Source organism: Phytopseudomonas daroniae, assembly GCF_004327285.1.
Classification (GTDB): Bacteria; Pseudomonadota; Gammaproteobacteria; order Pseudomonadales; family Pseudomonadaceae; genus Aquipseudomonas; species Aquipseudomonas daroniae.
Map to the genome: position 1 here is coordinate 98,781 of NZ_QJUI01000004.1, position 25,174 is coordinate 123,954.

Annotated in this window: 26 protein-coding genes; 9 read left to right on the plus strand and 17 right to left on the minus strand. The window is 61.1% G+C overall.

From position 1 onward, the window contains the following. Positions 1-137: 137 nt before the first annotated feature. Positions 138-2,264, minus strand: a complete 2,127-nt coding sequence (locus tag DNK06_RS05635) for a TonB-dependent receptor family protein (RefSeq protein ID WP_131179057.1) — start codon at positions 2,262-2,264, stop codon at positions 138-140. 400 nt (positions 2,265-2,664) lie between these two features. On the opposite strand from DNK06_RS05635, the gene DNK06_RS05640 reads away from it, so the two are divergent. Beyond that, positions 2,665-3,552: a DMT family transporter gene (locus tag DNK06_RS05640; RefSeq protein ID WP_131179058.1), complete on the plus strand. Its 888-nt coding sequence runs from the start codon at positions 2,665-2,667 to the stop codon at positions 3,550-3,552. 351 nt (positions 3,553-3,903) lie between these two features. Here the strand turns inward: DNK06_RS05640 and cysK are convergent, their stop codons facing one another. Next, entirely contained in the window at positions 3,904-4,878 is a 975-nt protein-coding gene (gene cysK, locus DNK06_RS05645) for a cysteine synthase A (RefSeq protein WP_131179059.1), read from the minus strand. A 124-nt stretch (positions 4,879-5,002) separates the two neighbouring features. Between cysK and DNK06_RS05650 the strand changes: the two genes are divergently transcribed. The 3 genes from DNK06_RS05650 (at position 5,003) to DNK06_RS05660 (ending at position 8,611) form a co-directional block, all read left to right on the plus strand. Then, the gene (locus DNK06_RS05650) at positions 5,003-6,085 is read left to right on the plus strand and encodes an AsmA family protein (protein ID WP_439331765.1); all 1,083 of its coding nucleotides are present in this window, start codon (positions 5,003-5,005) and stop codon (positions 6,083-6,085) included. 112 nt (positions 6,086-6,197) lie between these two features. After that, positions 6,198-7,043: an AAA family ATPase gene (locus DNK06_RS05655; protein ID WP_131179061.1), complete on the plus strand. Its 846-nt coding sequence runs from the start codon at positions 6,198-6,200 to the stop codon at positions 7,041-7,043. A gap of 389 nt (positions 7,044-7,432) precedes the next feature. Continuing rightward, entirely contained in the window at positions 7,433-8,611 is a 1,179-nt protein-coding gene (locus DNK06_RS05660; protein WP_131179062.1) for a vWA domain-containing protein, read from the plus strand. A 127-nt stretch (positions 8,612-8,738) separates the two neighbouring features. Here DNK06_RS05660 and DNK06_RS05665 read toward each other — a convergent pair whose 3' ends face one another. The 3 genes from DNK06_RS05665 to DNK06_RS05675 are packed head-to-tail and all read right to left on the minus strand — an operon-like array spanning position 8,739 to position 10,578. Then, entirely contained in the window at positions 8,739-9,272 is a 534-nt protein-coding gene (locus tag DNK06_RS05665; protein WP_131179063.1) for a DUF2937 family protein, read from the minus strand. Positions 9,273-9,306: 34 nt separating this feature from the next. Continuing rightward, the gene (locus DNK06_RS05670; RefSeq protein WP_131179064.1) at positions 9,307-10,083 is read right to left on the minus strand and encodes a class II glutamine amidotransferase; all 777 of its coding nucleotides are present in this window, start codon (positions 10,081-10,083) and stop codon (positions 9,307-9,309) included. 24 nt (positions 10,084-10,107) lie between these two features. Continuing rightward, positions 10,108-10,578 (minus strand): MFS transporter, encoded by a 471-nt coding sequence (locus tag DNK06_RS05675; protein ID WP_131179065.1) that lies wholly within the window; start codon positions 10,576-10,578, stop codon positions 10,108-10,110. Between the two features lie 186 nt (positions 10,579-10,764). On the opposite strand from DNK06_RS05675, the gene DNK06_RS05680 reads away from it, so the two are divergent. Next, entirely contained in the window at positions 10,765-12,795 is a 2,031-nt protein-coding gene (locus DNK06_RS05680) for a S9 family peptidase (RefSeq protein ID WP_131179066.1), read from the plus strand. A 39-nt stretch (positions 12,796-12,834) separates the two neighbouring features. Here DNK06_RS05680 and DNK06_RS05685 read toward each other — a convergent pair whose 3' ends face one another. Then, positions 12,835-13,104 (minus strand): hypothetical protein, encoded by a 270-nt coding sequence (locus tag DNK06_RS05685; RefSeq protein WP_131179067.1) that lies wholly within the window; start codon positions 13,102-13,104, stop codon positions 12,835-12,837. 155 nt (positions 13,105-13,259) lie between these two features. Here DNK06_RS05685 and DNK06_RS05690 point away from each other — a divergent pair, with 155 nt between their 5' ends. Both DNK06_RS05690 and DNK06_RS05695 read left to right on the plus strand, forming a co-directional pair. Then, entirely contained in the window at positions 13,260-13,619 is a 360-nt protein-coding gene (locus DNK06_RS05690) for a YajD family HNH nuclease (protein WP_131179068.1), read from the plus strand. Between the two features lie 51 nt (positions 13,620-13,670). Next, entirely contained in the window at positions 13,671-14,138 is a 468-nt protein-coding gene (locus DNK06_RS05695; RefSeq protein WP_131179069.1) for an RNA methyltransferase, read from the plus strand. Between the two features lie 47 nt (positions 14,139-14,185). Here the strand turns inward: DNK06_RS05695 and DNK06_RS05700 are convergent, their stop codons facing one another. From DNK06_RS05700 to dapA, 8 genes are all read right to left on the minus strand, one after another. Further along, positions 14,186-14,605 (minus strand): hypothetical protein, encoded by a 420-nt coding sequence (locus DNK06_RS05700; RefSeq protein ID WP_131179070.1) that lies wholly within the window; start codon positions 14,603-14,605, stop codon positions 14,186-14,188. 246 nt (positions 14,606-14,851) lie between these two features. Continuing rightward, entirely contained in the window at positions 14,852-15,484 is a 633-nt protein-coding gene (locus DNK06_RS05705) for a LysE family translocator (protein WP_131179071.1), read from the minus strand. A 74-nt stretch (positions 15,485-15,558) separates the two neighbouring features. After that, positions 15,559-16,785 (minus strand): hypothetical protein, encoded by a 1,227-nt coding sequence (locus DNK06_RS05710; protein ID WP_131179072.1) that lies wholly within the window; start codon positions 16,783-16,785, stop codon positions 15,559-15,561. Between the two features lie 125 nt (positions 16,786-16,910). Further along, positions 16,911-17,360, minus strand: a complete 450-nt coding sequence (locus DNK06_RS05715; RefSeq protein WP_131179073.1) for a YcgN family cysteine cluster protein — start codon at positions 17,358-17,360, stop codon at positions 16,911-16,913. 84 nt (positions 17,361-17,444) lie between these two features. Continuing rightward, positions 17,445-18,374 carry a D-2-hydroxyacid dehydrogenase gene (locus DNK06_RS05720; RefSeq protein ID WP_131179074.1) on the minus strand — a complete coding sequence of 310 codons (930 nt, stop codon included), beginning with the start codon at positions 18,372-18,374 and terminating at the stop codon, positions 17,445-17,447. A 9-nt stretch (positions 18,375-18,383) separates the two neighbouring features. Then, positions 18,384-18,677 (minus strand): YcgL domain-containing protein, encoded by a 294-nt coding sequence (locus DNK06_RS05725; RefSeq protein WP_131179075.1) that lies wholly within the window; start codon positions 18,675-18,677, stop codon positions 18,384-18,386. Further along, positions 18,674-19,807: a ribonuclease D gene (gene rnd, locus DNK06_RS05730; RefSeq protein ID WP_131179076.1), complete on the minus strand. Its 1,134-nt coding sequence runs from the start codon at positions 19,805-19,807 to the stop codon at positions 18,674-18,676. The genes DNK06_RS05725 and rnd overlap by 4 nt, the downstream gene beginning before the upstream one ends. 61 nt (positions 19,808-19,868) lie before the next feature. Continuing rightward, the gene (gene dapA / locus DNK06_RS05735; protein WP_131179077.1) at positions 19,869-20,723 is read right to left on the minus strand and encodes a 4-hydroxy-tetrahydrodipicolinate synthase; all 855 of its coding nucleotides are present in this window, start codon (positions 20,721-20,723) and stop codon (positions 19,869-19,871) included. A gap of 540 nt (positions 20,724-21,263) precedes the next feature. Here dapA and DNK06_RS05740 point away from each other — a divergent pair. Next, entirely contained in the window at positions 21,264-21,743 is a 480-nt protein-coding gene (locus tag DNK06_RS05740; RefSeq protein ID WP_131179078.1) for a hypothetical protein, read from the plus strand. 148 nt (positions 21,744-21,891) lie between these two features. Beyond that, a complete protein-coding gene (locus tag DNK06_RS05745) occupies positions 21,892-23,154 on the plus strand; it encodes an OmpP1/FadL family transporter (protein WP_423228046.1) in 1,263 nt (420 codons plus the stop codon). Positions 23,155-23,271: 117 nt separating this feature from the next. On the opposite strand, the gene DNK06_RS05750 is transcribed toward DNK06_RS05745, so the two are convergent. From DNK06_RS05750 to DNK06_RS05755, 3 genes are read right to left on the minus strand one after another with little or no spacing between them, the layout of a single operon-like run. Further along, on the minus strand, positions 23,272-23,823 hold the full coding sequence (locus tag DNK06_RS05750; RefSeq protein ID WP_131179080.1) for a glutathione peroxidase: 552 nt from the start codon (positions 23,821-23,823) through the stop codon (positions 23,272-23,274). A gap of 18 nt (positions 23,824-23,841) precedes the next feature. Continuing rightward, positions 23,842-23,967 (minus strand): hypothetical protein, encoded by a 126-nt coding sequence (locus tag DNK06_RS25420; RefSeq protein WP_278248831.1) that lies wholly within the window; start codon positions 23,965-23,967, stop codon positions 23,842-23,844. Then, positions 23,964-25,166: an MFS transporter gene (locus DNK06_RS05755; protein ID WP_131179081.1), complete on the minus strand. Its 1,203-nt coding sequence runs from the start codon at positions 25,164-25,166 to the stop codon at positions 23,964-23,966. The genes DNK06_RS25420 and DNK06_RS05755 overlap by 4 nt, the downstream gene beginning before the upstream one ends. Positions 25,167-25,174: the final 8 nt, after the last annotated feature.

Genomic DNA, 25,174 nt, shown 5'->3' on the forward strand with positions numbered 1-25,174 from the left:
AGTAGCCGAAACCAGCACGTTCGTGGAGAGGCAACTGGTCTCTAACCATTGCAAGGCGCTACCGACCGTCGCATGGCTCATCCGCATGGCGAACCAGCGGGGAATCCGTTTCCAGCGCGAGACCGCAACTTGCTCCCTCAGAACTGGTACTCCACGCCCGCCCCCGCATACCAGGAACGCCCCGGCGCGGCCTCGTAGTAGCGATCATTGCCATCGCCAACGATTACCGAGCCGACATACTGTTTATCCAGCAGGTTATCCAGGCGCAGGGTCTGGTGGGTCGTCCAGGAGCCGAGGTTCTGCTCGAAACGAGTACGCCAATTGAATACCGCGTAACTCGGCGCAGCTTTTTCGGCGTTGGAGTCCTCGACGTACACCTTGCTGCGGTAGAGGCCTTCCAGCGCCGTACTGATGCCATCGACGGGTTTCCATGCGAGTTCGCCGAACAGCGTGGTGCGGGGCACGCCGGGTAGATTGTTGCCCTTGTCGATGGTATCGCTGCCGGCGGCGAAGCGTGAATCATAAGTGGCAGCCAGATAGGTGTAAGCCAGGGCTGCCGACCACTGCTCGCTGAACTGGCTCTCGACACCCAGTTCGAAACCGCGACGCAGGGTCTTGCCGGCATTCTGGTAGCTGGTACGCCCGCCGCTGTTTTCCAGCACGACGATTTCGTCATCGGTATTGATCTGGAATATCGCGGCGTTGATGCGAGTGCCTTCGGTAACACGCGCTTTCAGGCCGATTTCATACTGAGTGCTTTCAGATGGCTCCAACCCATAGTTGAAGCCCGCGTTGCCCTGGGAGTAAGCCAACTCGGCCTGACTCGGCGTCTCGAACCCCTTACCCACGCTGATGTAACCGTTCAGGTCGGGCGTAAACGCATAACCCAGACTGACCGAGGGCGTGGCCTTCTCGTAGCGTTTAGTGCCGCTATCGTCACCGTTGGCGCCGACGATGTACTTATCATCGACGTCCACCTCCACCGTGCTATAGCGCAGGCCGCCTTGCAGCGTCCAGTTGCCGAGCGTCCAGGTTGCCTGAGCGTAGGGATCAAGGCTGGTGACCGTATCCACTTCGTCGCGGCGCAACGCGCCCTTCACGCCGACTTGAGAGCCTGAGAAGTTTTCATAACCGCGGCGATCATCACGGCTCTGATCGTAATCCAGACCAAACACCAGGCGCAGATCACCCGCCACACCCTCTACCGGTTGTAGCCAGCGCACACTGCCGCCATGAAATTCGCGGTCAAAATCCACCACGCCACCGCTGTGGTTCGGATTTCCCTGTGGCCCTTCGGGAATGGCCAGATACTGGATCACACTGCGTTTACCGGCATACGCCGTCAGCTGCAAAGTAGCCTCGCCAAAATAGCGCTCGTAATTGGCCCCTAGCTGCTGGTGGTCGATGCTCTTTCGAGTGTTATAGGTCAGCGCATTGGCAGTCACCGATCGCGGATCGGCCTTGTAAGCCTCCCATTCCTGCCCCAGCGGATCTTGCGTGCCGTTCTGCTCCAGGCTGCTGTAGATCAGCGCCAGCTTGCTGTCTTCATCCGGCCTGAAGTTGAGCTTGGCGAAGTTCTGGTCGCGGCGGGCCGAGCTATGGTCGCGGTAACCGTCGGTGTCCATCCGCGAAGCATCGAGCACGAAACCGACACCATCCGCTTCGCCTTCGGCTGTGAGGTGGTTGCGGGTCAGGCCGTCGCTGCCGATCAGCGTTTCCGCACCGATACGCGGCCGCCCGACACCGTCACGGGAGAACATCTGGATCACCCCGCCGGCATTGCTGCCATACAAGGTCGAAGCCGGGCCACGCAGCACTTCGATGCGTTCGGCGGTATCCAGATTGAAGGTCGCAGCCTGGCCCTGGCCGTCCGGCGTGCTGGCCGGGATTCCATCGGTGATCAGCTTCAGCCCGCGCACGCCGAAAGCCGAGCGAGCACCGAAGCCGCGGGAAGATATCTGCAGATCCTGGGCGTAGTTCTGGCGATTCTGCACCACCAGTCCCGGCACTCGCGTCAGTACTTCCGAGGCATTGATACCCAACTGCCCGTCGCTGATCTGCTCCTGGCCCAAGCTGTCCACCGAGAATGGCAGGTCGAAGCTCTGGGTCGCGCTGCGCGAGCCAGTCACCACACTGGGGTCGAGCACGACCTTGCCGGCAGGCGCCGCCGCGTGTGACGTGCCAGCAACCGCGCAGCTGCACAGCAGGATGGCCTTGGCCAGTCGGGACAATTCGGGCAGTTGCGCAGGTGAGTTACAGCTCATGGGCGTGATCCTTTCATTCTTCGGTGTACAGCGTTTTGCCGCGATCATCCGGATCGGGATGACTCTGGAGGCAACCCGACGCTTTCTGACAAAGCCTGCAAGGATACCTTAGCGACGCCATTGTCGGTCTTTCCGGCCTGACGTGCGACCCGCGGCCCAGAGCGCTTGTTCAAACAATATTTGGCCATAAACGGATGGTCGACTCGGCAAATCGCCTCCCCAGCACTACTCGCCGTGCCAGACTAAGCCAGCGGGCGCAGCCAGCAATAGCCGGAAAAGGTCGTAGCTTCCTTATCCGTAGAAAGGAGCCACTCGCCGGTATTGAAAGCCAATTCCGGGCTTGCCTTACGGGCGTTGTCCGGCAAAACTGCCGGCCTTCTGCCAGAGACTGGAGCCTGCCTTGCGCCCTGCCGATATGCTGCGCCTTTTGCTACTCGCCGCGATCTGGGGCGCCAGCTTTCTATTCTTGCGTCTGGTAGCGCCCGTCATAGGCAGCATGCCGACAGCCTTTTTCCGCGCCACAATCGGTACGCTTGGTTTGCTGGCGATCCTGCTGCTGATGCGGGTGAAGTGGGACTTCCGCGGCAAGCTCGGCCTGTGCCTGCTGCTGGGGATGATCAACGCGGGTCTGCCGTCGGCCATGTACAGCCTGGCGGCGCTGGTGCTGCCGGCCGGTTACTCGGCGATCATCAACGCCACCACGCCGATGATGGGCGTGCTGATCGGCGCATTGTTCTTTGCCGAGGCGATGACGCTGATGCGCGCCGCCGGCGTGGCGCTTGGTTTGTTCGGCGTCGCCGTGCTGACCCGCAGCGGGCCGGTAGAACTGGATATCAACCTGCTTCTTGGTGCCCTCGCCTGCCTGGTGGCTACCGCCTGCTATGGCCTGGCCGGATTTCTCACCCGCCGCTGGATCGCCGGCAATCTGGACAATCGCCTCACCGCCTTCGGCAGCTTGTGCGGCGCCAGCCTGTTCCTGCTGCCACTGTTTGGCGCCTCGCTGGCGATACAAACACCGGCCAGCTGGGGCGGCTGGCTGGAGTGGTCGTCACTGCTGGCCCTGGGGCTGGGCTGCACGGCCTTCGCCTACGTGCTGTATTTTCGCCTACTCAACGACATCGGCCCGATCAAGGCCTCGACCACCACCTTTCTGATTCCGATCTTCGGGGTGCTCTGGGGAGCGCTGCTGCTCGACGAGCCATTATCCTGGGCACACCTGTACGGTGGCATACTGATCGCCATCGCCTTGTGGCTGGTGGTGCGCCCTACGGCAAAAGTCTCGCCATAGGGACAGCGTATCGATTCGGTGGGCTTCATGACGTAGGGTGGACGACGCTTCGCCTACGCGGCCCGATCCGTCCACCAACCTAGTCGTAGGATGGGTGCAACCCATCGGCAATTGATGGGTTTCACCCATCCTACGGACTTGAAGGCGGAAGCGGCCTGTCGGTGACCCGCGTTGAACCATGGATCACGGCCTTCGGCCCCGGATTACGCCTGCGGCTAATCCAGGCTACATTCGTGCCATGGATCCCGTAGGCTGGATCGGGGCGCATAGCCTAGCGAAGCGTAATCCGACATTTGGCCGGCACATCCAATACAGTTTTTGAGCGGCCGCTTACTCTTCGCAGCAGACGCTTTACTGCTGCAATTCCTGCTCGGTGAACAGATCACTGAACAGCATGCTCGACAGGTAGCGTTCACCGGAGTCCGGCAGGATCACCACGATGGTCTTGCCCTGCATCTCCGGCTTCTCCGCCAGGCGCACGGCCACGGCCATTGCCGCACCGCAGGAAATACCGCAGAGAATGCCTTCCTCGCGCATCAGGCGCAGGGCCATGACCTTGGCGTCTTCGTCGGTAACCTGCTCGACACGGTCAACCATCGACAGATCGAGATTCTTCGGCACGAAGCCGGCGCCGATACCCTGGATCTTGTGCGGACTGGGTTTGACCTCGTCACCAGCCAGGGTCTGGCTGATCACCGGCGAAGAAACCGGCTCGACCGCCACCGAAAGGATGGCCTTGCCCTGGGTCTGCTTGATATAGCGCGAAACACCGGTAATGGTACCGCCGGTGCCGACGCCGGAAACCAGCACATCCACCGCGCCTTCGGTGTCGTTCCAGATTTCCGGGCCAGTGGTTTTCTCGTGAATCGCCGGGTTGGCCGGGTTATCGAACTGCTGCGGCATGTAGTACTTGGCAGTATCGGAAGCGGCGATCTCCGCAGCCTTCTCGATGGCGCCCTTCATGCCCTTGGCCGGTTCGGTCAGCACCAGCTCGGCGCCCAGTGCCTTGAGTACCTTGCGGCGTTCCAGGCTCATGGAGGCCGGCATGGTCAGCACCAGTTTGTAACCGCGTGCGGCGGCGACGAAGGCCAGGCCGATACCGGTATTGCCCGAAGTCGGCTCGACCAGCGTCATACCCGGCTTGAGCACACCACGGGACTCGGCATCCCAGACCATGTTGGCGCCGATCCGACATTTCACGGAGTAGGCAGGATTGCGCCCCTCGATCTTGGCCAGGATGGTCACGCCCTTGGGCCCGAGGCGGTTGACCATCACCAGAGGAGTGTTGCCGATAGCCTGTGCGTTGTCTGCGTAAATGCGGCTCATGGTGTATCGGTTCCTTGTCATGACTGAGTCGATCAGACTATGCCCGATGCGCCAGGGCGTCCAGCGTCCGGAAGGTCGAACTCTGCGGACGCGATTGCAGTCCACCCAGACAACGCCTAAACGGATGCATCCGATGAAACGCCGCTACAGCCTGCCACTCTGGATCAGCCTGGGTCTGCTCGCACTGGTGCTGGTCGCCCACGTCGCCCTGCCCTACGTGGTGCGCAACTACCTGAACGACAAGCTCGCCGACATGGGTGACTACCGCGGTCATGTCGACGATGTCGATCTGGCCCTGTGGCGCGGTGGTTACCAGATCAATGGCCTGCAAATCATCAAGGCCGACCAGGATCTGCCGGTACCCTTCGTCGATGCACCGCTGATCGATATTTCCGTGAGCTGGAACGCACTGTGGCGCGAGCGCGCCATCGTCGCCCGCGTAGTATTCGAGCAGCCCGAGGTGAACTTCGTCGACGGCAAAAACAGCGATGACTCGCAGACCGGTGAAGGCACCGACTGGCGCGAACAACTGAACAAGCTGCTGCCGATAACCCTCAACGAAGTGCGGGTAAACGACGGCACATTGGGCTTCTACAATTTCGGCACATCACCGCCAGTGAAGATCCAGGCCAACGCCATCCAGGCCAGCCTGTACAACCTGACCAACGTGGCCGACGAACAGGGCGATCGAGTCGCCCGTTTCGAAGGCAAGGCGCAGTTGCTCGACCATGCGCCACTGGAAGCCAGCGCGGTATTCGACCCCTTCCATAACTTCCAGGATTTCGAGTTCCGCGTGCGCGCCACCGGCCTCGAGCTGCCGCGCCTCAATGACCTGGCCAACGCCTATGGCAAGTTCGACTTCAAGAGCGGCAATGGCGATCTGGTGGTCGAGGCCTTCGCCGAGGATTCCCAGCTCAGCGGCTACATCAAGCCGCTGCTGCGCAACGTCGAAGTGTTCGACTGGCAGCAGGACGTGGAAAACGAAGACAAAGGCTTCTTCCGTTCCATCTGGGAAGCCGTGGTTGGCGGCGGCGAGAAAGTGCTGAAAAACCAGCGCCAGGATCAGATCGCCACCCGCGTGGAGTTGCGCGGCAGCACCCGTCAGCAGGATATCAGCGCCTTCCAGGCGTTCATCGGCATCCTGCGCAATGGCTTCGTCGAAGCCTTCAACAGTCGATTCGAACGTGGCGCCGCGGAAGAAGAATGAGTGCGTCCATTCAGTGACTGAATAAGTGCCCCGCGTTCACACCCACGACCCCGGCACGTTATAGTCGCCATTTTCGCAACCGCCCTGCCCCTTGCTGCACGAGGATTACCCGATGAAGTTCGAAGGCACACCGTCCTATGTCGCCACCGACGACCTCAAACTGGCGGTCAATGCGGCCATCACCCTACAGCGGCCGCTGCTGGTCAAGGGCGAACCCGGCACCGGCAAGACCCTGCTTGCCGAGCAACTGGCCGAATCCTTAGGCACGCGGCTGATCACCTGGCACATCAAGTCCACCACCAAGGCTCACCAGGGCCTGTATGAATACGATGCGGTCAGCCGCCTGCGCGATTCACAATTGAGCTCAGAGAAGGTTCACGACGTTCGCAACTACATCAAGAAAGGCAAGCTATGGGAGGCCTTCGAGGCCGACGAGCGCGTGGTGCTGCTGATCGACGAAATCGACAAGGCCGACATCGAGTTCCCCAACGACCTGTTGCAGGAACTCGACAAGATGGAGTTCTACGTTTACGAGACCGACGAGACGATCAAGGCCAAACAACGGCCAATCATCATCATCACCTCGAACAACGAAAAGGAACTGCCGGACGCCTTCCTGCGCCGCTGCTTCTTCCACTACATCTCCTTCCCGGATCGCCAGACCCTGCAGAAGATCGTCGATGTACACTACCCCAACATCAGCAACAGCCTGGTGGCCGAAGCCCTCGATGTGTTCTTCGATGTGCGCAAGGTACCGGGCCTGAAGAAGAAACCATCGACCAGCGAACTGGTGGACTGGCTCAAACTGCTGATGGCCGACAACATCGGCGAAGCGGTGCTGCGCGAACGCGACCCGACCAAGGCCATCCCACCACTGGCCGGCGCCCTGGTGAAGAACGAGCAGGATGTGCAGTTGCTGGAGCGCCTGGCATTTATGGCGCGACGCGGCAATCGCTGAAGACGAGTGGATAGCCATCCCATGGAGAACCGCGAAGCGTTTTCCACCGTCACCCCTGCCGTAGGGTCTGTTGACGTTTCAGCGCGAGCCGCGTTGCCGCGAGAAATCTCGCCAGGCTAGGCGGAGGACGCCGGTAATGGTCGCTCCCTTGCCAAGTCCTCCAACAACGCATGGCGAGATTTCCCGCGCAACCCGAAGGGCCGGGCCCGTTTTACCGCGATGCTGCGTTTCTCGCCGGCTCATTTAGCCAGCTAAACTTCGCGGCTCGTGCCTTGCCTCGCGGTAAAACGGGCTCCGGCACGGCCGTGCGTGAAACGTCAACAGACCCTAAGGGCACGGTGGATAAAAAGAGCGTTATTCACCCTACGGGTAATCGGGAGATAGCAACCATGCTGCTCAACCTGTTCAATGAGATGCGCGCCGCCAAGGTTCCGGTCTCCCTGCGCGAGCTACTCGACCTGATCGACGCACTCAAGCACAACGTCGTGTTCGCCGACATGGACGCGTTCTACTACCTGTCGCGCGCAATCCTGGTGAAGGACGAGCGCCACTTCGACAAGTTCGACCGTGCCTTCTCGGCCTATTTCGACGGTTTGCAGAGTCTCGATCAGCACCTGGAGGCCCTGATTCCCGAAGAATGGCTGCGCAAAGAGTTCGAGCGTTCCCTGAGCGACGAAGAACGTGCGCAGATCCAGTCTCTCGGCGGCCTCGACCAGTTGATCGAAGAGTTCAAGAAGCGTCTGGAGGAACAGAAGGAACGCCACGCTGGCGGCAACAAGTGGATCGGCACCGGCGGCACCAGCCCGTTCGGCTCAGGCGGCTACAACCCCGAGGGCATCCGCGTTGGCGACGCGGGCAAGCGTCAGGGCAAAGCGGTCAAGGTCTGGGATCAGCGCGAGTACAAGAACCTCGACGACTCTGTCGAGCTGGGCACCCGCAATATCAAGGTGGCCCTGCGCCGCCTGCGCAAGTTCGCCCGCCAGGGCGCACAGGACGAACTGGATCTCGATGGCACCATCGACCATACCGCCCGGGACGGCGGCTTGTTGAACATCCAGATGCGCCCGGAGCGCCGCAATACGGTCAAGCTACTCCTGCTGTTCGATATCGGCGGCTCCATGGATGCCCACGTCAAAGTCTGCGAGGAGCTGTTCTCCGCCTGCCGCACCGAGTTCAAGCATATGGAATATTTCTACTTCCATAACTGCGTGTACGAATCGGTGTGGAAGAACAACCTGCGCCGCAACGCCGAGCGCTTTTCCACCCATGACCTGCTGCACAAGTACGGTGCCGACTACAAAGTCGTATTTATCGGCGACGCCGCCATGGCGCCCTACGAGATCACCCAGGCCGGCGGCAGCGTCGAGCACTGGAACGAGGAAGCCGGCCACCTGTGGATACGGCGCTTCATGGAAACCTACAAGAAACTTATCTGGATCAACCCCTATCCACGCCAGACCTGGGACTACACCACTTCGACCGGCATCATCCGCGAGCTGATCAATGATCAGATGTATCCGCTGACCCTGCAGGGGTTGGAGGATGGGATGCGCTTTCTGGCCAAATAGGGATTGACCGTTGTCCCGCCGGGCGAAAAACCTTGATCGCCGTCAGGGCTGCACAACCGTAGCCACCGAGGCTGGTGGACGAAAAGAGCGTCAGCTACGCGCCCGATCCACCCGATCCACATCCGCGTTAACGCATGCGCGGCTGCTGACGCTCGGATACTTCGCGACGATTACGGCGACGGAACGGCAAGGCCAGCAATAGCACGATGCTTTCCACTACCCAGGCGAGGAACAGCGCACAGGCGATACCCCAGGCGATTGCCTCGGGCGCCAGTAGCACCTGATAACGGTAGGCAGCATGGGTTTCCTGCAGCAGTTGCTCGTCCGCGCCGGTCGCCAGGTGCCAGACCTGCCTATACCAGGGCCCTTGCATGGCAAGCGACTCGCGCTGGAGCAGTTCGGAACGCTCGACCAGCAGGCCCACGCTGCGCGCGTCGCTCTGCATCACCGGGTCGCTGCTGCCGCGATAATGGCCGACCAGCCGCTGCAGATCGCCCTCGAAGAAGCGTCGCGCCGTTTCACGAAAGCCGCTCAGACTCTGCTCGGACTCCAGGCGATGGGCTTCGACGCGTTTGGCGTAGTCGTCGATGAAACCCGGCACCTGAACGCCCATCAACAGGCCCAGAGCGAACAACGCCAGACGCAGATAACTTCTTACCATCCTTCCCCCGCGGCCCCGCCACGCGGGACGCTCGTCAGTTGCTCAGGCCTTGGGCGATGCATTCGCCCGCGCGCCACAGGCGCCATTCGCCAGGCTGGTACAGCGACCATTGCTCGTTGTCGGTCAACGGCTCGGTGGCCAGTACCGAGACCACGTCATTGGGCGTGGTCTCGGCATGAAAATCCACGCTCATGTCGGCATCGCGCAGGTGCGCCGGGCCGAAGGGCGCACGTCGGGTGATATGCGCCAGCTTGCTGGAACAGAAACTGAACAACCAGTCACCGTCGCTGAGCAGACAATTGAACACGCCGTGCTGTCGATAGGCCACGCAGGCTGCGACAAGTTCAGGCAACAACACCTCGATCGGCACTGCTTCCGGAAACGCCGTTCTGATGCGGTTGAGCAGATCGCAGAAGGCCGATTCGCTGTCGGTATCGCCAACTGCCCTGTAGAAGCTCAGGGCCGGGCGGAAATCGGTCAGTTGGCCGTTGTGAGCGAAGCACCAGTTGCGCCCCCACAGCTCACGCACGAACGGGTGGGTATTGGCCAGACACACACGCCCGACATTGGCCTGACGGATATGGCCGATCACCACCTCGCTCTTGATCGGGTAGCGCTGCACCAGTTGCGCCACTTCCGACTCGCTGCTCGCCCGCGGATCCTGAAACAGGCGCAGGCCGCGCCCTTCGTAGAAACCGATGCCCCAACCATCGCGATGTGGCCCCGTACGCCCGCCACGCTGCATCAGCCCGGTAAAGCTGAACACGATATCGGTGGGGACGTTGGCGCTCATGCCGAGCAGTTCACACATGATCTGGTTCTCGATTGATCGGGCTTACAAACGCGGCTCGACGCGAGCGTTGCGGGGGCTATGTGACGAGTGCTCGGGTTCGGGCTTGCGCTGCAGGCGCTCGCGCAGGGTCAGGTCGCTGTCTTCGTCCCGCTCCTCTTCGCGTGCAGCCTTGCGTGCCTTCCAGCTGCGCTCCAGCGGCCAGCGAATGGCCACGAACACCAGGTAGATGACGAACACGATTAGCCCGTACATGGCCAGATCCGCCACGGCGCGCCAGGCGTTGCTGCCTATCTTGAAGAGCAGATCGAGGGCAACGATCGCTACCGCAGGCGCAAACAACTCCTTGGCAGGATCGACGATGGTCGGGCAGAACAGCAGAATCGCCACCAGCACGCGCAGGGGCTCACGCAGGTAGCGCCACATCCAGCTGGTCATGCGAAACCACACCAGCAGGCAGCCCAGTGCAGCAATGGCATAGGCGCCCCAGGCGAGGAGATAGTCGTTTTCGATCATGAGGGGGAAGGTTCCCTTGCTTGACAGGGCTCGAACGGGCCAATCCGCACTTTTCGGCGGTTGCCTGACGACAAAGACGCTTATGATAACGGCTTTTCCCTGGTTCGGCGCCTTTAGGGCACCTCTAAAAACGCAGGTAGTTTTTAGAGGTGCCCTTTGGCGTCGCCCCGCGTTCTGGAGACCCTTATGACCACCGCCCCTATCGCCCGCAAGGACACTGGCGCCGATCCTTACCACTGGCTCGAAGCCCGCGACAGCGACGAGGTGCTGGCTCACCTGCGTGCCGAGAACGCCTACCTGGAAAGCCAACTGAGCGATCAGGGCGAATTGCGCGAACAACTGTTTCAGGAAATCAAGGCGCGCATCCGTGAAACCGATCTGTCGCTGCCCACGCCCTGGGGCGACTATCTCTATTACCAACGCACCACGGCGGGCGACGAGTATCCGCGTCACTATCGCTGCCCTCGTCCTGCCGATGGCGGCCTGAGCCTCGATGAGAGCGCCGAACAACTGCTCCTCGACCCCAACGAAATCGCGGCCGGCGGTTTCCTGTCACTGGGCGCCTTCAGTATCAGCCCCGACCAACAGCGTCTGGCCTACAGCCTGGACACCAGTGGCGACGAGATCTACCGCCTGTTCGTCAAGGAGCTGGCCAGCGGCGTGATCGAAGAGCTGCCGTTCGACGACTGCGACGGCAGCATGACCTGGGCCAACGACAGCCAGACCCTGTTCTATGGCGAACTGGATGAAGCCCATCGCCCCGGCACGCTGCATCGCTATCGGCTTGGCGAAACGAAGAGCGCACAGGTCTTCCATGAACCCGACGGCCGTTTCTTCCTCACCTGCTACCGCAGCAGTTCGGAGCGCCAACTGGTGTTGCTGCTGGGTAGCAAAACCACCAGCGAATGCTGGGTGCTGGATGCGGATACCCCGCGACAACCCTTCCAGTGCCTGGCGCCGCGGGAAGAAGGTCATGAGTACTACGCCGACCATGGCAAGCTCGACGGCCAATGGGCCTGGTTGATTCGCAGCAACCAGACCGGGATCAACTTCGCGCTGTACAGCGCTACGCCAGAAAAGCCGACACGCGCCCACTGGCAGGAACTGGTGGCGCACGACGAACAGATCATGCTCGAAGGCGTCAGCCTGGCCGAGTCGGCCCTGGTGCTCAGCCTGCGCGAAGGTGGCCTGCCGATCATCGACGTGCGCCCTCAAGGGCTGGCCGGTTATCGCGTCAGCCTGCCGGATGCCGCCTATAGCCTGTACGTGCAGGACAGCCTGGAATTCGCCAGCCCGGTGATTCGCCTGCGCTACGAAGCGCTCAATCGCCCCGCGCAGATTCGTCAGTTGAATTTGGCAGACGGCGCCCAGCAGATCCTCAAGGAAACCCCGGTACTCGGCGAGTTCGATGCCGATGCCTATCTCAGCCAGCGCCTGTGGGCGACAGCCCCAGATGGCACCCAGGTGCCGATCAGCCTGGTCGCCCGCCGCGATGCCCTGGGTCAGGCAGCGCCATTGTATCTGTACGGCTACGGTGCCTATGGCGAAAGCCTCGACACCTGGTTTTCCCACGCCCGCCTGAGCCTGCTCGACCGCGGCGTGGTATTCGCCATCGCCCACGTACGCGGTGGCGGCGAGCTGGGTGAGGCCTGGTACCGTGCCGGCAAGCTGGAGCACAAGCAGAACAGCTTCGGCGACTTCATCGCCTGTGCCGAGCACCTGATCGCACAGGGCTTCACCAGCCCATCGCGGCTGGCCATCAGCGGTGGCAGCGCGGGCGGTCTGCTGATCGGCGCAACGCTCAACCAGCGGCCGGATCTGTTCGCAGCGGCTATCGCCGAAGTGCCCTTCGTCGATGTGCTCAACACCATGCTCAATCCGGAGCTGCCACTGACCGTTACCGAGTACGACGAATGGGGCGATCCCAGCCAGCCCGAGGTACATGAGCGCATCAAGGGCTACGCCCCTTACGAGAACGTGCGCGCACAGCGTTATCCAGCGATCCTCGCGGTGGCCGGCTACAACGACAGCCGCGTGCAGTACTGGGAAGCCGCCAAGTGGGTGGCACGCCTGCGTGAGCTGAAGACCGATGACAATCTGCTGCTGCTCAAGACCGACCTGGAAGCCGGCCACGGCGGCATGAGTGGCCGTTACCAGGCGCTACGCGATGTCGCCCTGGAATATGCGTTCCTCTTCAAGGTACTCGGCTTGCATTAACTGCTGGTCGCAAGGCCACGGCAACCCTGAAACGCCCGGCTACTCCTCACCATCAGAGTCGGCCGGCTCATCGGTCAGTGGCTCATCGTGCTCACGGCGTTGCTCATCCGTATCGCGATTCTCGCGCCCGTCACGGATCAGCGGTGGCGAGTCCGGTTCGACGTTCGGCGCCTGGGGAAGCGTCACGGGTGGCGCCGGCTGGGTTGGCGTGCCTGCAGGTTCGCCCGCAGGCTGAGGATCGGTTTGCTGGGCCTGGACTCCAGCACTCAACAGCAGCAGGCTCATCAGCGTTACAGTGAATAGGCGCATTACATTTTCTCCCAAAGGATGGATGTACTGCGTTTGTATGACTGCTTGCGAGTAAGTGCGGGTGAAATCATCCAAGGCCGACGGTCGGTGCACGACAGTTGTAGCGACCGATCTCCGGCCCTAGACTGGGTGCATTAGCCGATGAGACATAAATCATGAACACGCCCACGTCCAAACTCGACCGCATCCTCGCCGATGCCCAGCGCAGCCGCGAAGAGGGCTATCGGGACAAGGCCCTGCGCATGTATCCGCACGTCTGTGGACGTTGCGCACGTGAGTTCTCCGGCAAACGCCTCAGCGAACTGACCGTGCATCACCGTGACCATAATCACGACAACAATCCCCAGGACGGCTCCAACTGGGAACTGCTCTGCCTGTTCTGTCACGACAACGAACACGCCCGCTACACCGACCAGCAGTATTTCAGCGAAGGCTCCACCGCCAGCCAGACGGGGCCGAAAACGACCCACAAGGCCTTTGCCAACCTGACCGATCTGCTTCAGAAAAAATCCTAGGAGCTAAACAGGCCGTATAATGCCGCTCCTTTTGCGCAAGGCCTGTCGTCCGTGGGTAACAAACGATACAGCTGCATCGGTCTCTACAATCCCAAGTCACCGGAAAACGTCGGTGCCGTGATGCGCGCCGCCGGTTGCTACGGCGTAGCCTCGGTGTTCTATACCGGCAAGCGCTACGAGCGCGCCCGGGACTTCGTCACCGATACCAAGCGCGTGCATCTGGACATTCCCCTGATCGGCATCGATGATCTGCAGAAAGTCATTCCGCTGGGCTGCACCCCCGTGGCCGTGGAGTTGGTGGACGGCGCCCGACCATTGCCGACCTACACCCATCCGGATCGCGCCTTCTATATCTTCGGCCCGGAAGACGGCTCGCTGGACAAAGCCGTGCGCGATTGGTGCGAAGAGGTGGTGTACATCCCGACTCAGGGCTGTATGAACCTGGCAGCGACGGTCAACGTGGTGCTCTATGACCGCCTGGCCAAGGGCAACAACACCAAGACTGGCGCCAAGTACTAGAAAAAGTAAAGCCTGGGCTATGCCAGGCTTATGCTTGAGACGACTACTCAGGAATGCTGGTTTTTTCCTGCCGGCGTGTTGTCATAACCGTCTTCGGCAACCATCAAACCGGCGGGTGTGCGGTCATAGCCATCTTCGGCAACGGTCTGACCGGCAGGCGTACGGTCGAAGCCATCTTCGGCAACGGTTCGGCCAGCAGGCGTACGGTCGAAACCATCCTCGGCAACGGTTCGGCCAGCAGGCGTACGGTCGAAACCATCCTCAGCAACGGTTCGGCCAGCAGGCGTACGGTCGAAGCCATCCTCGGCAACGGTTCGGCCAGCAGGCGTACGGTCAAAGCCATCTTCAGCGACTTTCTGCGCACCAATCGAGTGCGAAGTAGTGGCATCGACAGACGCTTGCGGCAGTGCGAAAGCAGAGCTGGCGAGGGTGGCGATAAACAGGCTGGCGATAAATTCAGTTTTCATGTTGAGCTCCTTGGGAGGACGTAAGTGGGTATGGAGCTCATGTTACTCAAGAAAATTTGATCAAAAACTTGATCCCAGGAATAGTAAAGATCGACTTCATTGATAGCTCGACCAAAGTCAGCAATGACGGGGCCCCAAAGCAAAACGCCCAATCCGGCACCTGCACCGGATTGGGCGTAATCGCATTAAAAGTGGGCAGATCGAGAGAAATGGCATTCCAACTCAGGGGGCTGAAACCCAGGTTGGCTAGGATTTCCGCTCGCTGAGGGCCAAGCCGACGCCCATCGCCATGATTACCGCGCCAGCTACGCTTTGCTGCCAGCGCCGCCAAGTGGGGTTCTGCCCAACTCGATTACCGAAATACCCGCCCAACACCGCCACACCGGCATTGATCAGCGTGCCGCAGAAGGTGAACAGCAGCCCCAGGAACAGGATTTCCCAGATGAAGGCAGGAGACGCCGGATGAGCGAACTGCGGTAGAAAGGCGATGAAGAACAGCGCCACTTTCGGGTTGAAAACGTTGACCAACACACCCTGCAAGAAGATTTGTCGCAACCCGGCTTCCTGCAGGCTCGTCCGTTGCTCGATGCGCCAGCCGGAGCGGATCAGCTGAATGCCGAGCCAGATCAGGTAGACGACCCCTACCCACTTGACCACGCTGAACGCTACCGCCGACATCATCAACAGAGCGGACAGGCCAAACGCCGCGGCGACGATGTGCACCAGACAACCAGCTCCGATACCGAGGCTGGATACCAGACCCGCTGTCGTCCCCTGGGCGCTGGAACGCGAGGCGATGTACAGCATGTCCGGACCTGGGGTGAGGTTGAGCGCCAGGGTGGCAGCCAGGAACAACGCGAAATGCTCGATACCAAACATGGGAATGCTCTCGACGATTTCCCAGAGCTTAGGATCGCCGCGAGCCTGCACGCAAGATCATCGCAGTCTCCCACTCAGCGCAGCAGCCGGGTATCCAGCACCTTGGAACTGCGGCCCATGACGTTTTCGGTGATCTCGATGAAATCCTTGGTGCTGGCCTTGTCCAGGCGCATCAGGCCGCGAGTCACATCATCCAGCGAGCGCTGCTGACCGTCCTTGGTGGCCTGGCGGATCTCCCGGTCGAGCTCCTGCAGCAGCAGAACCGCCCGGGCGGTGATCGGCCCGGTGGAGTTCTCGGTGCGCAGAGATTTGACCGGCTTGCTCCACTTGATCAGATGCTCGCGTACCTTCTGGTAGCGATCCTCGCTCAGCCCGCCAGCGCGGCGCATCACTTCGATGGCGTAATACTCGGCCAACCCTTCGCTGATCCAGTCACTCTTGTCGGTGTCTCTGATGCGGCTGAACACATGCACCAGTTCGTGCACCAGGGAGCTGGTGCCGTTTTCGCTGACCAGCGGACGGTCGGCATGCATGAAATAGGAGTTGGGTGCCGACAGGCCGCCGCGCCACATCGGGTCACCGGCGCCGACCACCAGCAGTTTGCCAGGGTCACGCGGGAACACCGCCTGCATCTCCGGCCAGACGAACGTCAGCAGGGTCAGGGCGTCCATACGGCGCATGCCCTCACCCATCGGCGCGGCGATGGTCACCTGGGTTTCACCGAGCTTGGCGCGACGCGTGCCGATCTTGCCGGCGACTATCCAGCCGGTCGGGCGATCGAACTTGCGCTGCGGGTTGTCGATACGGAATTTATTCTTGCCCACTCGCGGCCAACCGGTCTCGACGCTACGCCAGCCTTTGGGCAGATCGAACTCCAGGCGCGCCACCAGATTCGTGCCATCGACCTGATTGAGCAGCGCACTGGGGATCAGGTCGTCGCCGCGCAGCAGAGCCCAATCTTCGGTCATCCGCGCGTCGAAGCGGCCTTCGCCACGCGGATGGCTGATACGCACCTTGTAAGTCAGGGTGGCCTTGCCTTTGCCTGGCACCCACAGACCGCGTTGCGGATCGTCCTGTTTCCATTCGCCATCGGCCTTGAAATCGCTGTAGTAACCGTTATCGCCCAGATTGAAGTTGAGGCTGCGCACGCGCTCGCCCTTCTCCAGGCTGATGCTGACTTCGGCCTGATCGCTTTGCGGAAGGAATTTTACCTTGTAGTCCAGATCGACCTTGCCGGCTGCCCACAAGGGAGTGCCGGTACTCAACAGAACAGCGGAAAGCAGCAGGCAGCGAATCGACATACAGGCAACTCCAGAACAGACGAATCGGATCGTTCCATGGGATCACAGCACAACAACCGCATGGCGCAATAGCGCCATAAGACACCAGCCCGCTTAAGCGAGCCTTAACGGCATATCACAGACACTCAGCCAGCGCGAAAGATCAGGTGTTCTTCCCAATCATCCTCGGCCACGCTGTTCTCACTGAGCATACGCCCCGCCTGGGAAATGCGTTCGCGATGCACCGCATCCGGGTCGCCGGACACCAGGTGATGCCAGAGCGGCAGATCCTTGCCCTCGCTGACCAGCCGGTAACCGCAGGTAGGCGGTAGCCACTGGAACTGATCCGCCTGCGCAGGGGTGAGTTGAATGCAGTCCGGCACGAAGGTCTTGCGATTCGGGTAGTCGGTGCAGCGGCACGTATTCAGATCGAGCAGCTTGCAGGCGATGCGCGTGTAATAGACCGTTCCGTCGTCCTCGTCTTCAAGCTTCTGCAGGCAGCATAGACCGCAACCATCGCACAGCGATTCCCATTCCTGAGCGTCGAGCTGGTCGAGGGTCTTGTGTTTCCAGAAAGGTTGTACGGGGGCGGCCATGATCAGAACTGGAGGTAACAGGTGAAAAGGCCGGCAGTCTAGGTCTGCCGGCCGCGCAGTACAAGCCACGCCCGACGGCGCGGCTCAATAACCCCGAGAGAAATCCACCAGCCCCTGCAGCGTGGTACCGTCCTGATAACACTGCAGATTGCTGACGAACAACTCGACCAGCAGATGCGGCAGACTCGGCGCCGCGCTGTGGCCGGTCAGCAGCAGATTGTCGGCCGTCCAGAACGGATGCCCGGCAGGCAGCGGCTCTTCACGGCAGACATCGATAACCGCAGCGGCCAATTGCCCCTTGGCCAGCGCCGTGACCAGATCCTCATCGACTACTGCCATACCGCGCCCGGCATTGATCAACACGGCTGACGGCTTGAAGCGCGCCAACAACGCAGCATCGTAGATATCGCGAGTGGCCGGCGTATTGGGCAGCAGATTGATCACGTAATCGGCCTGCGCCACCAGCCGCGGCAGGTCTTCGAGAGCAGCCACTTCGCTGAATGGCGCCAGCGTTCGCGCGCTACTGGCAATGCCGGTCAGTTCGACGTTGAACGGCTGCAGGAAGCGCGCAACCGCCAGGCCGATCTCGCCGGTACCGACGATCAGCACCTTGCGCCCGGCCAGGCTGTGCGGCAGGCGACCGTCCCAGCGCTGCTCGCGCTGCGCCTGCAGGCGGGTGAAGAGTTCGCGCTCGTGGGCAAGCATATGGCAGAGCACATACTCGGCCATGACCTGGCCGAAAACCCCGACCGCGCGAGTCAGCTGATAATCCCGTGGCAAATCCTCCGCCAGCAGCGGCGTGATACCGGCCCAGGTCGATTGCACCCAGGCCGGCTTGTGGCCAGCACGCATCAGCTCGGCGAACAGATGAGGCTCGCCCAGCCACACCGGGCAACTAGCCGCCTGCTGCGCCAGCTCGGGCCCGTCACCAGCGATCAGCTCGAGCTCCGGCAAGGCCCGCTGCAGCAACTCGCGGTACACGGCGTAATCATTTTCGGCAATCAGTACACGCATGGCCGCTCCTCAGACTGGATCGTTGCGACGCAACAGTTCTTCCGGCAGATGCTCGATGTAATCCTCTTCCGGTGGCGGCATCTGCAGGTGATAGCCCTGGTTGTCCAGGTTCTCCAGCACCTTGTGGATATCTTCGCGCGCCAGGGCGCGCTCCGGCGTAAGCACCATGTCGAACGAATGAATAGGCGGGCCGAAGGCGCTCAGCAGGCTTTCGGGTACCTGCTTGAGGGCATCGGCACGCAGCACGTAGAGGTACATCCCATCCTTGCGCGGGCTTTTGTAGATGGAGCAGATGCGTTTCAAGCGGATTCTCCTTGAGCGGCCAGACAATCGAGCAGCGCCTGCCCCATCAGCTCACGCCGCCAGCCGCGCAGGCTATCAGGCAGGCGGTAAGGCCCGTTCGGGTAACCGCTCTTGAGCAACGCTTCCAGGGTCTTCTTGCGCAGCATCAACTCGGGGGCGATATCCAGGCGCTCGCCTTCACGCTGGCCAATGGCACGCAGCTTCTTGAGCAGCGCCGTGGACTCCAGCGGCAAGGGTTCCGGCATGGCGGGCGGCCACTCGCTCGGCGGCAGTGCGGCGGCATCGCGGATCATCTGCAGGATGGTCGCACCGTCCTGGCGTACGGTTTTCGGATGCATGTCTTCGATGCGCCCCAGGCTGACCAGATCGCCAGGTTGCTGGCGGGCCAGCGGCCACAGCGAGTGCTCACGCAGGATGCGGTTGCGCGGCTGGTTACGCACTCGTGCCTGACGCTCGCGCCAGATGCACAGCTCACGCAGTACCGCCAATTGGGCACGGGACAACTTCCACGCCAGCTTGGCCTCGCGATAAGCCTCTTCGGCGGGAATCTCGCGACCGAGGCCGGCGACCAGCTCGGCGCCATCCTCGAGTATCCAGGCGTTCTTTTCTGCCGAGAGCTTGTCCTGCAGACGCCGGTAGAGCTCGGCCAGATGCACCACGTCTTCGGCGGCATAACTGACCTGGGTATCGGACAGCGGGCGTTGCAACCAGTCCGAGCGGGTCTCGCCTTTGGGCAGTTCGATGTCCAGCACCGCCTGCACCAGCCGCGAATAGCCCATGGAAAAACCGAGGTTGAGGTAACCGGCCGCCAGTTGCGAATCGAACAGCGGCACTGGCAGGCTGCCGGTCAGGCGCAGAAGCACTTCCAGATCTTCGCTGCAGGCGTGCACCACCTTGATCACCTGCTGATCCTCGAGCAGCGCAGCGAATGACGACCAGTCGTCGATCAGCAGCGGGTCGATCAGGTAGGCACGCTCGCCCTCGCTGATCTGCAAAAGCCCGGCAATCGGGTAAAAGGTGTCGACACGCATGAACTCGGTGTCCAGCGCCAGAAATGGCTGTTTGCGCCAGGCAGAGCAGTGCTCCGCCAGGCTGGCGTTGTCTCGAATCCAGACAATTTCGATGCTCACGCGGCTCTCCCGTAAAGATTGCCGCGCAGTATATCCCGTGAGCCTCTGCCGTGTTGCAAGCTCACAGCAGTTCGCTGCGCATGCGCTCACGCAACCCGTCGGAACAGCGCAACATGGGCTCGCGCAACTCATCGGCGATCAGCCCCTGCATGGCCAACAGGCTTTTTACCGGCGCCGGATTGGGCTCGACGAAGGCCAGACGGATCAATGGCAGCAATTCGCGGAACAGCGCACGGCCGGCCTGCAGATCGCCCTGTTGCAGATGTGCCACCACCTGCACGAAATCGGCGGTACGGATATGTGCCGCGGCGGAGATGGCGCCGCGGCCGCCGAGACAGAGCGTGGCGAATATCTGCTCGTCTTCACCGGCGAGCACTTCGAGCGCTCCATCCTGAATCAGCGTCTGGGTTTTGCGCGCGTCGCCGCCACAATCCTTGATCGCCACAATCCGTGGGTGCCCGGCAAGCTGGCGGATCGTCTCCAAGTCCAGGCTGACGGCGCTGCGGTAGGGAATGTCGTAGAGAACGATCGGCAACTGCGAGGCATCGGCGATAGCCTCGAAGAACCTCAACAGCCCCTGCTGCGACGGCCTGATGTAATAGGGCGCGGGCACCAGGATACCTGCCAGAGGACGGCTCTGGATGCGCTGCAATCGGGCCAGCACCGCTGCCTGGTTATTACCACTCAACCCCATCACGACACGGCAAGCGGGCACCACTTCGAGCACGCTGTCGAGCACCGCCAACTGCTCGCTTTCATCCAGCGCAGCCGCCTCTCCACTGGTGCCGCAGACCACCAGCCCGGCCGCACCATTGTCCAGCAGGTGTACGGCCAGAGAGCGTAACCCAGGCAGATCCACCTGCCCGTCGCGAAATGGCGTCACCAGGGCGACCCAGACTCCAGAAAATGTAGACATGCTTGCAACTCCTCGGTGTAGACCGTCTGGTCACCGTCGATGGAGTGCGGGAAGGGGGTATGGCGAATGGATGCTTCGACCTTGCGCCTCTGTCCTGTCAGCCCATCTGACGGGACAGCACGCCCCGGTCAAATGAGCGACTGTTTCTTCGACTTACCGACTTCCAGGCAAACGCACTGCAGCGCAGCAGCAAGGCTACGAACAGAAAACATGGGCTGGGAGATGGAGAACATTGAATGCTCGGGCAAGACGACTATGCATCGATACTGCCGAAACCATCGCTGCGCTGTCAACGTCGCTTCATGGCGCTAAAGCGACCGCTCCAAGTTCCTATTCGGCATATGCACACTGAGTTACATCTTCAATCGATTTAAAAACAGCCCTTTACAGCATGAATATCCCACTAAGCTTCAACTTGAGCAGCTAAACCCTGCTCCCGGTGGGATTATGTGGTAGCGGGCTTCTTCCAACCGCCACACCACATTCAAGACGATGCTGCCAGCGCCCTCCCCCACCGGTCACCTCCCCGACGAGGTTCGTATGGGAATCGCCGCCAGTGATCTGAACCAGCACGTGATCCGCCCGACGCTGCTGTACCTGAATAGACAGTCCATCGCTGCCGAAGCGCTGTTGCTGGGCATCGCCGCCTGCCAATCGTCGCTTGGCGCAGCCCTGGACAACCAGAGCGGGCACGGTCTGTACCGAATTTCCGACGCCCACCATCAGCATATCTGGGACGATCACCTCGCCGCCGACCCCGAACTGGCCAGCCGTATACGTGGCCTGGCCAGCCAGCATGCGTTTCTCGGCGCACCGCACCTCGAACTGACCGTCAATCTGCGCTATGCAACCGCGATTGCCTGGATGCTTATCGAGAATCAGCGCCTGGCGCTACCGGCAGCCGATGATCTCGCCGCTCAGGCATTGATCTGGCAACAGGTATTCGCGCCCTATCGTAAACCGGACGAATTCATTTCCGCCTGGCAGCGCTGCATCCTCGGGCGGGCAATTGCAGCCTGAAAAAACTGACTACCGAGTCATAGGTGCCAAGTGCTGCGAGGCTCTATATCCTGACTCGACGGACAGCTTCACTTCGACGGATCGTGTTTAACCCTGAACTTTCCGGATTGGCTTTGAGTCAGCAAAGCGAGAGTTCCCCGAACCTGCCATGGAGCACCCCGTGAATACAAGAATCCTAAGAACCGGTCTGGCAATCGCCATCGCATCCACCTCCAGCTATAGCCTGGCCAGCGGCTTTGCACTCAACGAGCAAAGTGTCGCGGGCATGGGCATGTCCTTCGCTGGACGCTCGTCCTCCGCTGAAGATGCCAGCACGGTGTTCGGCAACCCGGCTGGTATGGCGCGCATCAAACGTGAGCAGATCAATATTGGTGCTGCCGCCATTCATGCCAAGAGTGATATCAGCCATGCCAGCGGCATCGGAGGCGGCAGCAATGACGGCGATATGGTGCCGACAACTGGCGTCCCCATGGGCTACTACGTGAAGCCGCTGGACGATAAAGTTGCGTTTGGTATCGGCGTCTATGCGCCCTTCGGTCTGGCCACCGATTATGAAAGCGGCTTCATGGGGCGTTACGAAGCAGACAAGAGCTTCGTTCGTGTCGTCACCATACAACCGACGCTCAGCTATCGCTTCAATGATCAGCTCTCCGTAGGTTTCGGGCCGACCTTCAACCGCATTGATGGTGAACTGACTTCAGCTATCAACAACCCTGTTCCCGGTGCCGGCGACGGCAAGGTGAAGATCAAGGGTGACGACGTAGCAGTCGGTTTCAATGTCGGGGTGCTCTACGAGTTCACACCGCAAACCCGCGTCGGCCTGACCTACCATTCACGCGTCAAGTACGAGCTGGAAGGAGACACTCGCGTCTCGGGAGCAGGCCCTGTCCTTGAAACGGCGGCGGGTAAATACGATGCGTCTCTGGATCTCACGACGCCTGAATCCGTCGATATGTCCTTCACCCACGAAATCGACGACAACTGGACGTTGTATGCAGGCAGCACCTGGACACGCTGGAGCCGCCTCAAGGAAATTCGCGTGGACAACGAAGGCGTCGCTGGGCCTCTGGAACCAGCCCTTTCCAGCATCGTCGAGGAACAGAACTGGCACGACACCTGGGCCCATGCCGTCGGCGTCTCTTACAAGCTCAACCCGCAGTGGGTGCTGCGTACCGGTCTTGCCTACGACCAGTCACCCGTCAACAACACCGATCGCTCGCCACGCATTCCGTCGGGTGATCGTACCATCCTCAGTTTCGGTGCAGGCTGGAGCCCCAGCGACGATATGACCATCGACCTGGCCTACTCCTACCTCAAGGAGGAAAAGGTTCACATCAACCAGGACACTTACCAGGCGACCTACAAGAACAGCGCCCACGGCCTGGGTGCGTCCATGACCTATCGTTTCTAAGCTGGCCCCGAGCACGGTCACCGTCAGGGTGACCGTGCAAATCGGTACCCATAAAAAATCGCGGCGCTTGCCGCGATTTTTCTTATTCAAGCCCACCAGCCTCAATAGCATCGGGGCTCATGGCGTGGAAGCGATCGCCTTTTCCACGGCTGCGATCAGATCCGCATCATCCGGTTTGGTCATGCTGGAAAACCGCGCGATCACCTGCCCCTTCCGGTCGACCACATACTTGAAGAAATTCCAGCGCGGCGCGGCAGTTTGCGCGGCCAGTTCCTTGAACAGTGGAATGGCCTTGTCGCCGGTGACGGGCTGGGTTTCGCTCATGGTGAAGGTCACGCCGTAATTCACGTAACAGACCCTGGCAGTCTCCTCGGCGTCGTCGGACTCCTGCTTGAACGAATCGGAAGGTACGCCGAGGATCTCCAGGCCTTGCTCGCGATAGCGCTGATTGAGCGCCTCCAGCCCCTCGAACTGGGAGGTGAAGCCGCAGAAGCTGGCGGTATTCACCACCACCAGCGGTTTGCCGACGAACTGCTCGCACAGATCGATCTTCTCCTTGGAGCGCAACTTGGGCAGCTCACCCTGCAGCAGCGCCGGGCACTCGGCGGCCTGTACGGAGACATTGAACGCCAGCAAAACCAGCGGCAGGGCAAACAGTCGCATGCGCATCAGGTATTTTCCTTCCGTTCAGCAGAGGCTCATCCCCAGCTGCATTATCGCCAGCCCACCCTGATGCCAGCCCCAGAAGACCGCTGCCAGTGCCAACAGCGCAACTGCGCCGATAGCTGTTGCAAGCCAGGGTCTGAGTGTCATGCCTGGGCTCCTTGCAAGCGCGCGACGGGCTGCTCGCGAACCGGCCAGTTCAAGGCAGCGGCCAGTACGCTGAGCAGGATGGAAATCTGCCATACCAGATCATAGCTGCCCGTGTGGTCGTAGAGATAACCGCCGAGCCAGCCGCCGAGGAAAGACCCCAACTGGTGGAACAGGAAGACGATGCCACCGAGCATGGACAGGTTGCGCACGCCGAACATGGTCGCCACGGTGCCGTTGGTCAGCGGCACCGTGGACAGCCACAGCAGGCCCATGATGATGCCAAACGCATAGGCCGTCCAGACGCTCAGCGGCACCGTGATGAACAGCGCAATGACCACCCCACGCGCCAGGTACAAGGCACTGAGCAGCCGTGGCTTGGAACGCCGCCCGCCGAGCCAGCCGGCGATATAAGTACCGAATACGTTGAACAGCCCGACCAGGGCCAGCACGGTGGTACCGACCATAGCCGGCAAGTGCTGGTCGACCAGATAGGCCGGCAGGTGAACGCCGATGAATACCACCTGGAAACCACACACGAAGAAGCCCAGCGCCAAAAGCCAGAAACCGGAATGGCTGCACGCTTCGCGTAGCGCTTCGCCAAGCGTTTGCTGTGGCCCCGGGGAGACTTGCGGGCGATCCTTGACCATGGCCGCGAGCGGTACGATCAGCGCCACCATGATGCCCAGCGCGACCAGTGCTGCCGACCAGCCCAACCAGCCAATCAGCCCGAGCGTGCCCGGCAGCATCGCGAACTGACCGAAAGAGCCCGCTGCTGCGGCGATGCCCATGGCCATGCTGCGCTTCTCCACCGGCACCGCACGGCCGACGACACCGAGAATCACCGAGAACGAGGTACCCGACAGACCGATGCCGATCAGCAGGCCGGCACTGAGCGACAGCGATAGCGGCGAGTCCGACAGGCCCATCAACACCAGCCCAGCTGCGTACAACAGGCCGCCAACGATGATCGCCCGCTGAGCACCGAAACGATCCGCCAGGGCGCCGGTAAATGGCTGAGCGATCCCCCAGATCAGATTCTGCAAGGCGATGGCGAAAGCGAAGACACCACGCCCCCAGCCAAAGTCGTCGCTCATCGGCGACAGGAACAGACCGAAGCCGTGACGGGTGCCAAGAGACAGGGCGAGGATCAGAGAGGCTCCCAGCATCAGCCAGAAACTCGTGCGCCATACCGAACTCATTGCATATC

What these genes read in the sequence shown, in the direction of transcription:
- DNK06_RS05635 (WP_131179057.1), bottom strand. Translation starts at nt 2,264, where the DNA reads ATGAGCTGTAACTCACCTGCGCAACTGCCCGAATTGTCCCGACTGGCC.
- cysK (WP_131179059.1), bottom strand. Translation starts at nt 4,878, where the DNA reads ATGAGCCGCATTTACGCAGACAACGCACAGGCTATCGGCAACACTCCT.
- DNK06_RS05650 (WP_439331765.1), top strand. Translation starts at nt 5,003, where the DNA reads ATGCATCCGATGAAACGCCGCTACAGCCTGCCACTCTGGATCAGCCTG.
- DNK06_RS05655 (WP_131179061.1), top strand. Translation starts at nt 6,198, where the DNA reads ATGAAGTTCGAAGGCACACCGTCCTATGTCGCCACCGACGACCTCAAA.
- DNK06_RS05660 (WP_131179062.1), top strand. Translation starts at nt 7,433, where the DNA reads ATGCTGCTCAACCTGTTCAATGAGATGCGCGCCGCCAAGGTTCCGGTC.
- DNK06_RS05665 (WP_131179063.1), bottom strand. Translation starts at nt 9,272, where the DNA reads ATGGTAAGAAGTTATCTGCGTCTGGCGTTGTTCGCTCTGGGCCTGTTG.
- DNK06_RS05670 (WP_131179064.1), bottom strand. Translation starts at nt 10,083, where the DNA reads ATGTGTGAACTGCTCGGCATGAGCGCCAACGTCCCCACCGATATCGTG.
- DNK06_RS05675 (WP_131179065.1), bottom strand. Translation starts at nt 10,578, where the DNA reads ATGATCGAAAACGACTATCTCCTCGCCTGGGGCGCCTATGCCATTGCT.
- DNK06_RS05680 (WP_131179066.1), top strand. Translation starts at nt 10,765, where the DNA reads ATGACCACCGCCCCTATCGCCCGCAAGGACACTGGCGCCGATCCTTAC.
- DNK06_RS05685 (WP_131179067.1), bottom strand. Translation starts at nt 13,104, where the DNA reads ATGCGCCTATTCACTGTAACGCTGATGAGCCTGCTGCTGTTGAGTGCT.
- DNK06_RS05690 (WP_131179068.1), top strand. Translation starts at nt 13,260, where the DNA reads ATGAACACGCCCACGTCCAAACTCGACCGCATCCTCGCCGATGCCCAG.
- DNK06_RS05700 (WP_131179070.1), bottom strand. Translation starts at nt 14,605, where the DNA reads ATGAAAACTGAATTTATCGCCAGCCTGTTTATCGCCACCCTCGCCAGC.
- DNK06_RS05705 (WP_131179071.1), bottom strand. Translation starts at nt 15,484, where the DNA reads ATGTTTGGTATCGAGCATTTCGCGTTGTTCCTGGCTGCCACCCTGGCG.
- DNK06_RS05710 (WP_131179072.1), bottom strand. Translation starts at nt 16,785, where the DNA reads ATGTCGATTCGCTGCCTGCTGCTTTCCGCTGTTCTGTTGAGTACCGGC.
- DNK06_RS05715 (WP_131179073.1), bottom strand. Translation starts at nt 17,360, where the DNA reads ATGGCCGCCCCCGTACAACCTTTCTGGAAACACAAGACCCTCGACCAG.
- DNK06_RS05720 (WP_131179074.1), bottom strand. Translation starts at nt 18,374, where the DNA reads ATGCGTGTACTGATTGCCGAAAATGATTACGCCGTGTACCGCGAGTTG.
- dapA (WP_131179077.1), bottom strand. Translation starts at nt 20,723, where the DNA reads ATGTCTACATTTTCTGGAGTCTGGGTCGCCCTGGTGACGCCATTTCGC.
- DNK06_RS05740 (WP_131179078.1), top strand. Translation starts at nt 21,264, where the DNA reads ATGGGAATCGCCGCCAGTGATCTGAACCAGCACGTGATCCGCCCGACG.
- DNK06_RS05745 (WP_423228046.1), top strand. Translation starts at nt 21,892, where the DNA reads ATGGAGCACCCCGTGAATACAAGAATCCTAAGAACCGGTCTGGCAATC.
- DNK06_RS05750 (WP_131179080.1), bottom strand. Translation starts at nt 23,823, where the DNA reads ATGCGCATGCGACTGTTTGCCCTGCCGCTGGTTTTGCTGGCGTTCAAT.
- DNK06_RS25420 (WP_278248831.1), bottom strand. Translation starts at nt 23,967, where the DNA reads ATGACACTCAGACCCTGGCTTGCAACAGCTATCGGCGCAGTTGCGCTG.
- DNK06_RS05755 (WP_131179081.1), bottom strand. Translation starts at nt 25,166, where the DNA reads ATGAGTTCGGTATGGCGCACGAGTTTCTGGCTGATGCTGGGAGCCTCT.